Origin of the sequence: Amycolatopsis kentuckyensis (assembly GCF_002155975.1) — a bacterium.
Classification (GTDB): Bacteria; Actinomycetota; Actinomycetes; order Mycobacteriales; family Pseudonocardiaceae; genus Amycolatopsis; species Amycolatopsis kentuckyensis.
In genome coordinates this window covers 1-8,583 of sequence record NZ_MUMI01000732.1, presented here as the reverse complement: position 1 = coordinate 8,583, position 8,583 = coordinate 1, and the positions used below count along the sequence as shown (strand labels likewise).

Below are 8,583 nucleotides of genomic sequence, written 5' to 3'. Positions count from 1 at the left end.
CCGCCGACGTCGAGTGGCTCCGGATCTGCGTCAAGCTCCGCGAATCCGGGATGCCGCTCGCCGAGCTCCAGCGGTTCGCCGGACTGGTGCGGCAAGGCCCCGGCAACGAAGCGGAACGGCTGCGGCTGCTCGACACCCACCGGCAGCGCGTCGACGCGCAGATCGAAGCCCTGGAAGAGAGCCGCTCCCTCATCGCGTGGAAGGTCGGGGTCTACGCCGAGCACCTGTCCCGCGGCGAAGCCGGCGGCCTCTGGGACCCGACGGCCTGAACCGGCCGTTCCGCGAACAGCAGCCGTTGACCAGGAACTTCGTGTGGGTGTAGCGGACGTGGAGGTTCAGGCCGGGTAGCGCAGCACGCCGGACTCGGCGATCTTGTCTGCACGCCGAAGGCCGCGGTCGTGAAGAACGATTTCTTCGCGCGCCCTACCTTGGCGCGCTTCGGATCCGTGCTCGCCCGGTCGTAGGCGGGATCACTGCGGTCGCCGTCGCGTGGCGGGCGGCCGGATTCCTGCGCATGGGCCTGGCCGGCGGCGACCCCGCGGTCGAAGTGGACGGCGTGGGTGCCGGCGTCGACGGGTTCGGTGTGGACGGTCACCGGGACCTCGCGCCGCACCACCAGGTTCTTCGGCGTCCCGTGCAGCCGCGTGAGGTTTCCTCGAACACCTTCATGCCGCGGAGCCAGAATCGGCCGTATTGCGGCTCCGCATGGTCGTGCCTCCACCCCCGCCGGCCGCCGGGGGCCGGCGAATCTCTTCCGGCACTCAAGGGTCGCCAGGAGCGTGGAGGTCGTTACGCCCGCGCCGCGAATCGGTTGCGGCGGAGGGTTTTCCGGAACTCGACGTCGATCAATTGTTCGATTTTGCGATCGTCCGGCCGGGACGCCGGTGGTGTCGGGCACAGGCAAAGCGCGTCCGGCACTTGTCCTATGAGGACTTCTCCCGGCCTGGTGCCGGTGTCGAGCGAAGGAAACCCGCAGGTCACGGCATCGGAGTCGGGGGCGGGGTGGTCGGTGCCGACCGGCTCGGGCCGAAATCCCGCGCGACACAACAGAGTTAAGCTGCTTCCGCTGTTTGGATTTGTGCGGCTTTGGTAATACCCTGTGCGCTGTCGGCCGTGATGGGCCTGACTGGTAGTTCCACTACGGAGGACTGGAATGACGAACAAGGCCCAGCTGATCGAGGCGCTGTCGGAGCGTCTGGGCGACGACAAGAAGGTGGCTGCCCAGGCCGTGGACGGCTTGGTGGACATCATCATCCGGACGGTCAACAAGGGCGAAAAGGTCAACATCACCGGCTTCGGGGTGTTCGAGAAGCGCGCTCGCGCGGCTCGCACGGCACGGAACCCGCGCACCGGTGAGGCCGTGAAGGTGAAGAAGACCAACGTGCCCGCGTTCCGCGCCGGCACCACCTTCAAGGACGTCATCTCCGGTAGCAAGAAGCTCCCGAAGGCGACCCCGGTCAAGCGGGCCACCGCCACCACCACGCGGGCGACGGCCACCAAGACCGCGGCCGCCGCGGCGCCGGCCAAGGCGACCACGACCCGCACCACCCGTGCCGCGGCGGCCAAGCCGGCCGCGACGACCACGCGGACCCGCGCCACCGCGGCGAAGCCGGCCGCCAAGGCCACCGCCACCAAGGCGGCCCCGAAGGCCACGGCCGCGAAGACGACCGCGGCGAAGACCACGGCGGCGAAGACCACGGCGGCCAAGGCCACCACGGCCAAGGCGACCACCACGCGGGCGAAGACCGCCGCCGCCAAGCCGGCCGCCACCAAGGCCCCCGCGGCGAAGACCACGGCGGCCAAGGCTCCGGCCAAGCGCACCTCCGCGGCCAAGAAGAAGTAACACGGCTGCACACCGAAGGGCCCCGCACCGATCCGGTGCGGGGCCCTTCGGCATCTCGCCGGAGTCGCCGAACCGGCCCGGGAACGGGTTCGGGGCCGCGGTCGAAGCTGTCGTGATCGGTTTTCCTGCCGTACGATCACGGTGACCCCGGGGGAGGGGGTTCACGGCGGGCAGCTTTGCGTGCCCGCGGTCTTTCCGGCCTTCCCCGAGGCGCGCCGTCGAAGTCGAGGCACCTGTTCCGAGGGGGAACCGTGAAACGATCCGTTGCTGCACTCCTGTCGACCGTGCTCGTGCTGCTCACCGGCGTCGCCGCGCCGGCTTCGGCCGAGCCCGTCGACTACGGCAAGGTCGCCGACCTCGCCTTCGAGCAGTACCAGCGGGGCAAGCCCTACCTCTGGGGCGGCGAGGGGCCGGATGCCTTCGACAGCCCCGGTCTCGTCAAGTGGTGCTACGCCCAGTTCGGCGTCCGGCTTCCCCGTACGTCGGCGAACCAGTTCACCGTCTCCCGCTCGATCGCGAAGGAAGACCGCCGGAAGGGCGACCTCGTTTTCCTCGGCAAGAGCGAGGTGGGCATCGTCTACGACGGGGGAGACATGGTGATGGCCATCGGCGATCCCGTCGGCAAGGTCGCCTTGACGGCCATCACGGAGAACGCGACGATCCGCACGCTTCGGCCGTAGCGCTCAGCAGGTTCCGCGGACAGCGCGTCATGTGGCCGCCCAGTCCGCGCCGGTGGCCCGCAGCAGCACGGCCGCGGGCGGCACCTTCGCCGCGTTGCTCGTGACCACAAAGGACTCCACGAAAGCGGACTGAACCCAGGAGACGGACCGAGTCCCGGTCACAGCCGCCCGTGACCGCCGGCGACCCAGCGGATGGAGGCCCGGCGATGAACACTTCACCGAGCCGACGAGCGCCGTTCACCCGGCCGGCCGCGGCTGACGTGCGGTCGTTCCGCACCCCGCGGAAAACGGCGCGTCCGGGTGGCACCGGGCGCCCGATCGGCCGACACTGGGGTGGTCGGTGCCGCCGGGGTGGAGGTTTGTCCGTTGAGTTCCGCGTACACCGTGATCAAGGCGATCCTCGTGCTCGAGCTGCCTTCCGCGGCGACCTCCCTGCGGGCCGACCTCGGGTACGACAGCCGGGAGCCCTACGCGGTCGCCCTGACCCTCCACACCGGACGGGGCCCGTCGAGTGGCTGGCCGCGCGCGATCTGCTCATCGACGGCCTCCGGGAACCCGCCGGGCTCGGGGACGTCCGGGTCGCGCCCGCCGCCGATCCGGCCGTGACCGTGGTCGAGCTGCGGTCGCCGGACGGGCACGTCGTGCTCGAAGCGGACACCGCCGAGGTCGTCGACTTCCTCTACCGCACCTGCGAGGCCTTGCCGCGCGGGGAGGAAAGCCGGGTGTTCGACTTCGACCGGGAACTGGCGAAGCTGACCCACGCCCCGGAATAAGGCTTCCCCGGCCCGGGTTGATCGCTCGCATGACTCCCGAGCAGGTGTTCCGGCGGCTGATCGACGGCATCACCAGCGGCGACTGGGATCGCCTCCCCGACCTGTACGCCGAAGACGCCGTCGTCGAACACCCCTTCGCCAAGCCGCCCGAGCGGCTGGCCGGGCGGGACCGGATCCGCGAGCACTTCGCGGTGCTCGGGCGGCTCGGCCTGAAGATGACCGCGCGGAACGTCCGGGTGCACGAGACGACGGACCCGGAGGTCGTCATCGCGGAGTTCGACTACGCCGGTTCCGAAGGGGGCACCGGCCGCGCGTTCGAGTTCGGCAACGTCTTCGTGGTGACCGTCCGGGACGGCCTCATCGTGCACTCGCGCGACTACCAGGGCCGCTGAGCCGGACCCGCGGAACCGCACGGGGGAACGGTTCCGCGGGAGCCCGGCGGAGAACTACGGCGTCCAGGGCGAGCCGACGGCCCAGCTGACGTCGTCAGCCCACGAAGCCGAAGCGTCGAACGCGTTGGACCCGCCGTTGCTCGCGATGTACACCGTGTTGTCGTAGTGGCGGATGAAGCGGTCGGGGTAGTTGTACGAGGCGAACGACGTCCCTTGGCCGTTCTTCCCCGCCTGCGGGCAGAACGTCGCGTCGGCGCGGAAGACCGCGGTGCCGTCCATCGGCTGGCGCAGCAGCTGGTAGTTGTAGTGGCGCAGGAAGTCACCCGGGTAGTTGCGCGACTCGAACGACACGCACGACGGGTTCGCCAGGCCGCGGCGCACGATCCAGGACGCGTCGCTCTTGTCCAGGGCCGAGCTGCCCGAGCTCACCACCGACGTGACGGCGTCGTCGAACTGGTGCCGGAGGTACCGCGTGGTGCAGCACGCCGTCGTGGCGCGCAGCGAAATCGTCGATCCCGGGTTCAGCGTGCCGCCGGCCACCGGGCTCGGGCCGCCGTAGCCGACCGAGACGACATTGGCCTGTACCGCGTTGTCGGCCGCGTCGGTCGGCAGGCCGCTGGTCATCACGCCCTCGAAGAACGAGCCGATCGAGCCGTTGCTGTTGTCGCCGCCGGTGCCGAGGACGATCGAGCCCTCCTGCTGCATCGGCGAATACCCCGGCTGCGTCGGCTCCGGCCCCGAATACCGCGTGGCGAGGCCGCCGGACTGGGCGTTGCCGTCCTTCGTGGCGAAGAAGTTCTGCCCGTTGTTCTTCAGCAGCGCGGTCACGAACGGCGCGGCGTTGCCGGTGTAGGAGCTGTTCTTGCTCGGCCCGGCGTCGGACTGGAACAGGCCGTTCTCCAGGTCGGCCTGCACCCACGGGCCCTGGCCGACGCACGGCGAGAACCAGCACTCGGTGCCGAAGTTGATCGCGTCCATGTGGCCGTTGCCGGTGTCGGCGATGGACACCTCCGCGTTGCCGTAGTCGAAGCAGCACCGGTTGTTGACGTGGGTCCCGGACGTCACCATGTACATGCCTTCGGCCTGGCCGTTGACCGCGACTCCGGAGGCCGAGGTGTGCCGGTAGCCCATGCGGCCGGAGAACGACGCGCCGTACACCGCGTGGCCGCCCGCCGTCACCGGCAGCGCGTCCGCCGGCACGCCGGAGTTCGCCGGTCCCGCCGTGCCCGCCGGTTCGATGAAGAGATCGTTGTGGCGGGGCGACTGGTCGTAGATGACGTTGATGACGCAGGTCGTACCGGCGCAGAAGGTGTCCTGGGTGGCCGCGTTGGCGTACCCGCCCGCGGCCAGCAGACCGACGTTCGCGACGGCGCCGTCGGACGCCCGCTTCAGCTGGTACAGCGGCCCGTTGTAGGCCGCGTACAGCGCGCGGGTGGTGCTGTGCGCGGCGACGCAGGGGGTGCCCGCGGCGCCGTAGATGTCGCACGGCAGGGACGTGGCCGCCTCGGCGGCTTGACCGGCGTTCAGGACGGTCGCGGCGAGGGCCAGCGCGCCGCCGAGGAGCAGGGAGGCAGTTCTCCGAGCGAACATGAAAAGCTCTCCGTTTCGAAGGTGGGGACCGTGGAAAACGCAGGGCGGAACAATTCCGGGATGTCGAGGACGAAGAAACGTCCTCGGGTCCGGAATGGGGGAAGGGCCGCGGGGGAGTCGACCGTGCCGGGCCTGTGATCAGGAGCGGAGCGAAGGCTCAGGGCGAACCGGCGGCGACGGACAGCATGAAAACCTCCCTGCGGCACTGCAAGGTGTTAGCGCTAACATTTGTGCTGGAGAGAGCTTAGACGGTGACTTCCGCAGTTGGCAACCGACGTCGTCCGGCCGCGCTCAGAGATATTCGGAAATCTCCGGCGAATCGGGCAACTGTGTCCACTGTGGACGCCGACGGGGGCTTGACACCCGTCGGTGGTCATTCATACATTCGATGTCTCTTTGTATGAATGACGGGAGTTGATCCGCATGCGGCTCGGCAAGACCGCCGTCGTCCTCGGAGGCAGTGCCGCCGGCCTGTGCACGGCCGGCGCGCTCGCCCCGCACTTCGACCGCGTGCTGGTGCTGGAACGCGACGAGCTGCCCGACGGCGCCGAACACCGCCGTGGCGTCCCGCAGAGCAAGCACCCGCACTTCCTGCTCAACTCGGGGCGGCGCGCGATCGGCGCGCTGTTCCCCGGGTTCGAGGAGGACCTCATCGCGGCCGGCGGGCTGCTGCTGATGCCGTCCATGGACGCGGCCTACCTCGACGGGGTGGGCTGGTCCGCCCGCAAGCGCAGCGCCATGACGATGATCTACGGCTCGCGGATCCTCATCGAGCGCGTGCTGCGGGACAAGGTGCGTGAGCTGGCCAACGTCGTCGTCCGCGAAGGGGTCGCCGTGCGCGGCCTGACCACCGCCGACGGGGAAGTCACCGGCGTCGGCTTCAGCGCCGCCGACGGCGACGAGCACGTCGACGCCGACTTCGTCGTGGACGCGATGGGCCGCGGGTCCCCGGTCTCCGGCTGGCTCGCGGCGGCCGGCTGGCCCGAACCCGACGTGCAGACGCTCGACGCCAAGGTCACCTACACCTCGCGCTGGTACGACCTGCCTGCCGAACGCCCCGCGTCCTGGTGGTGGCAGCACCTGGTGGTCATGCCGACGCCGGACAAGGGCGACCACCCCGCCGAGCACGAGTTCCTGGTCAACTTCTTCCCCATCGAAGGCAACCGCGTCATCGCCTGCATGGGGTCGTGGGGGCTGGAGATGCCCAGCACCACCGACGCGTTCGTCGAAACCGCGCGCCGGGTGCGGACGCCGTTGTTCGCGGACGCCATGGACCGGTGCGTCCCCGCCTCCCCGGTCCACCTCACCCGGTCGACCGGCAACAAGTGGCGGCGCTACGACCGCCTGCGCACCCCGCCGCGGCGCCTCGTCTTCGTCGGCGACTCGATCTGCGCGTTCAACCCCTTCTACGCCCAGGGCATCAGCTCCGCGTCGGCTTCGGCGCTGCTGCTGCGCGAGCACCTGTCCCGCGCCGGGCGGCTCGACGCGAAGTTCTCCACGCGCTTCTTCGCCGCGCAACGCGGATTGCTGCGCGTGCCGTGGAGCCTGGCGATGGCCCGGGACCAGGGCTACGCCTGCGCGGTGGGCACCGAACAGCTGCCCGAGTGGCGGCGGCGCATCGTCGCGGCGATGTCGGCTCCGGCGTTCAGCCTCGTCGTCGGCGCGGCCCGCGAGGACGACGTGGTCGACGAGCACTTCGCGAAGGTGTTCAACCTGGACGAATCGCTGGGGCGGATGCTGCGCAACCCGCGGGTGCTCGCGGGTCTGGTCCGCTACCGCGTCCGCGCGGCGCTGGGCCGCCACCGCGTGCCGTTCGGGTTCGACCCGCAGGCCGAACCACCGGCCACGGACTACTCGGCAGCGACGGCGACCTCGCGATGAGCACGGCGTGCGGGCCGGACGCCGAAGCCGTCACCCGCGGGCTCGGGTTCGACTGCCACGACGTTTCGCCGGTGGTTTCCGTCCGGCCGCCGTGGGCGCTCGCCCACTGGACGATGCCGCTGCTGGAAGTCCTGGTCGTCGGCGGCGCGGTGTTCGCTCTGGTGCACGCGCTGCGCCGCCGCCGCGAAGGCGATCCGGTGAACCTGGCGCTGTGGTGGGCTTCGCTGGTCTACCTCTTCGTCACCGAGCCGCCGCTGTACTTCCCGGAGTGGTTCGGCCTCGACCGGCTGTACGGCTTCATCTTCGCCCACAACCTGTTCACCGTGCAGTTCATGGGGGACCGGCTGCCGCTCTACATCGTGGCGTTCTACCCGGTGATCAGCCAGCTCGCCTACGAGGTCGTGCGCACGCTCGGGCTCTTCCGGCGCGGTGCGCTGCGGGGTTCGGTGGCGGTGGCCTTCGTCTGCCAGGTGTTCTACGAAGTCTTCGACCACCTCGGCCCGCAGCTGAAGTGGTGGGCCTGGAACCCGGCCAACACGGTCGTCAACCACCCGGCGCTGGCGTCGGTGCCGGTGAACAGCATGCTGCTGTTCGCTTCCGTTTCGATGGCCGCCATGACCTACCTCGTCGTGCGCCTGACGGGTGGTCCACCGCGGCGCCGGCCGATGTTGCGCGTCCTGGTGGCGGGCGTTCTCACGCCGCCGACCATGGCGATCGCCGGGATCCCGTCGGGCCTCGCCGGCGAGAACGTCACCGCCCGGGCGTGGATCCTCGGCGTCGAGCTGGGGCTGCTGTGGCTGGCCGGCGGGTGGATCGTCGTGGCGCACCTGCGTTCCGGGGAGCCGGGCGAGCCCCTGTCGGCCTTCACGCGGTTCTACCCGGCTGCCTACCTGGGGGCGATGGCGGTGTTCTGGCTGGGGGCGCTTCCGGGCTACCTGTCCGCGAAGGACGGCGTCACCGCCGACGGCACCCCGATCGGCAGCGGGCTCTACGCGCTGGCCTGTTTCGCCGGGGCCGGCCTGGTGTCGGTGGCGCTGTACCGGCGCGACCGCGCCCCTGTCCCGGGCTGAGCGCTGCGCTCGGGGAAGATGGCGGGATGGGGCACCACGGATGGCAGGGCAACCCGCCCGGCACCGAAGACGAGGCACGCCGCCGGATCGTCGAGGCGGCGACGGCGTGCCTCGACCGGGCCGGCCTGGCCAAGACGAGCCTCTCCGACGTCGCCGTCGAGGCGGGCGTCACCCGGCAGACCGTCTACCGCTACTTCCCGGGGCTGAAGGACATCCTGCGCGCCGTCGCGCTGGCCGGCGTCGAAGAGTTCGCCGGGCGGATGGAGCGGCACCTGGCCACGTTCGGGACGGCCGCCGAAGCCGCGGTGGAGTCCGTGGTGTTCGCCGTCCGGACGCTCCCCGGGGAGCCGCACA

Annotated in this window: 10 protein-coding genes; 9 read left to right on the top strand and 1 reads right to left on the bottom strand. The window is 70.5% G+C overall.

From position 1 onward, the window contains the following. From CCN39_RS46855 to CCN39_RS46835, 6 genes are all read left to right on the top strand, one after another. The coding region (locus CCN39_RS46855) for a MerR family DNA-binding protein (protein ID WP_158104618.1) at positions 1-269 on the top strand (269 nt) is incomplete at its 5' end. 884 nt (positions 270-1,153) lie between these two features. Then, complete coding sequence (locus tag CCN39_RS46850) at positions 1,154-1,843, top strand: HU family DNA-binding protein (protein WP_086853569.1); 690 nt, start codon at positions 1,154-1,156, stop codon at positions 1,841-1,843. Between the two features lie 251 nt (positions 1,844-2,094). After that, positions 2,095-2,523, top strand: a complete 429-nt coding sequence (locus CCN39_RS46845) for a C40 family peptidase (RefSeq protein WP_158104617.1) — start codon at positions 2,095-2,097, stop codon at positions 2,521-2,523. Positions 2,524-2,889: 366 nt separating this feature from the next. Beyond that, positions 2,890-3,129: a hypothetical protein gene (locus tag CCN39_RS52375; RefSeq protein ID WP_244211334.1), complete on the top strand. Its 240-nt coding sequence runs from the start codon at positions 2,890-2,892 to the stop codon at positions 3,127-3,129. Beyond that, entirely contained in the window at positions 3,039-3,296 is a 258-nt protein-coding gene (locus CCN39_RS46840) for an SsgA family sporulation/cell division regulator (protein WP_244211333.1), read from the top strand. Before CCN39_RS52375 ends, CCN39_RS46840 begins: the two co-directional genes overlap by 91 nt. A gap of 29 nt (positions 3,297-3,325) precedes the next feature. Beyond that, entirely contained in the window at positions 3,326-3,688 is a 363-nt protein-coding gene (locus tag CCN39_RS46835; RefSeq protein WP_086853567.1) for a nuclear transport factor 2 family protein, read from the top strand. A 54-nt stretch (positions 3,689-3,742) separates the two neighbouring features. Here CCN39_RS46835 and CCN39_RS46830 read toward each other — a convergent pair whose 3' ends face one another. After that, the gene (locus CCN39_RS46830) at positions 3,743-5,278 is read right to left on the bottom strand and encodes an alpha-L-arabinofuranosidase B (protein WP_086853566.1); all 1,536 of its coding nucleotides are present in this window, start codon (positions 5,276-5,278) and stop codon (positions 3,743-3,745) included. A 423-nt stretch (positions 5,279-5,701) separates the two neighbouring features. On the opposite strand from CCN39_RS46830, the gene CCN39_RS46825 reads away from it, so the two are divergent. The 3 genes from CCN39_RS46825 to CCN39_RS46815 all read left to right on the top strand — a co-directional run. Continuing rightward, entirely contained in the window at positions 5,702-7,159 is a 1,458-nt protein-coding gene (locus CCN39_RS46825) for an FAD-dependent oxidoreductase (RefSeq protein ID WP_086853564.1), read from the top strand. After that, positions 7,156-8,229 (top strand): hypothetical protein, encoded by a 1,074-nt coding sequence (locus tag CCN39_RS46820; protein ID WP_086853562.1) that lies wholly within the window; start codon positions 7,156-7,158, stop codon positions 8,227-8,229. Before CCN39_RS46825 ends, CCN39_RS46820 begins: the two co-directional genes overlap by 4 nt. A gap of 26 nt (positions 8,230-8,255) precedes the next feature. Beyond that, positions 8,256-8,583: TetR/AcrR family transcriptional regulator (locus CCN39_RS46815; protein ID WP_143264446.1), on the top strand; the 328-nt coding region annotated here is incomplete at its 3' end.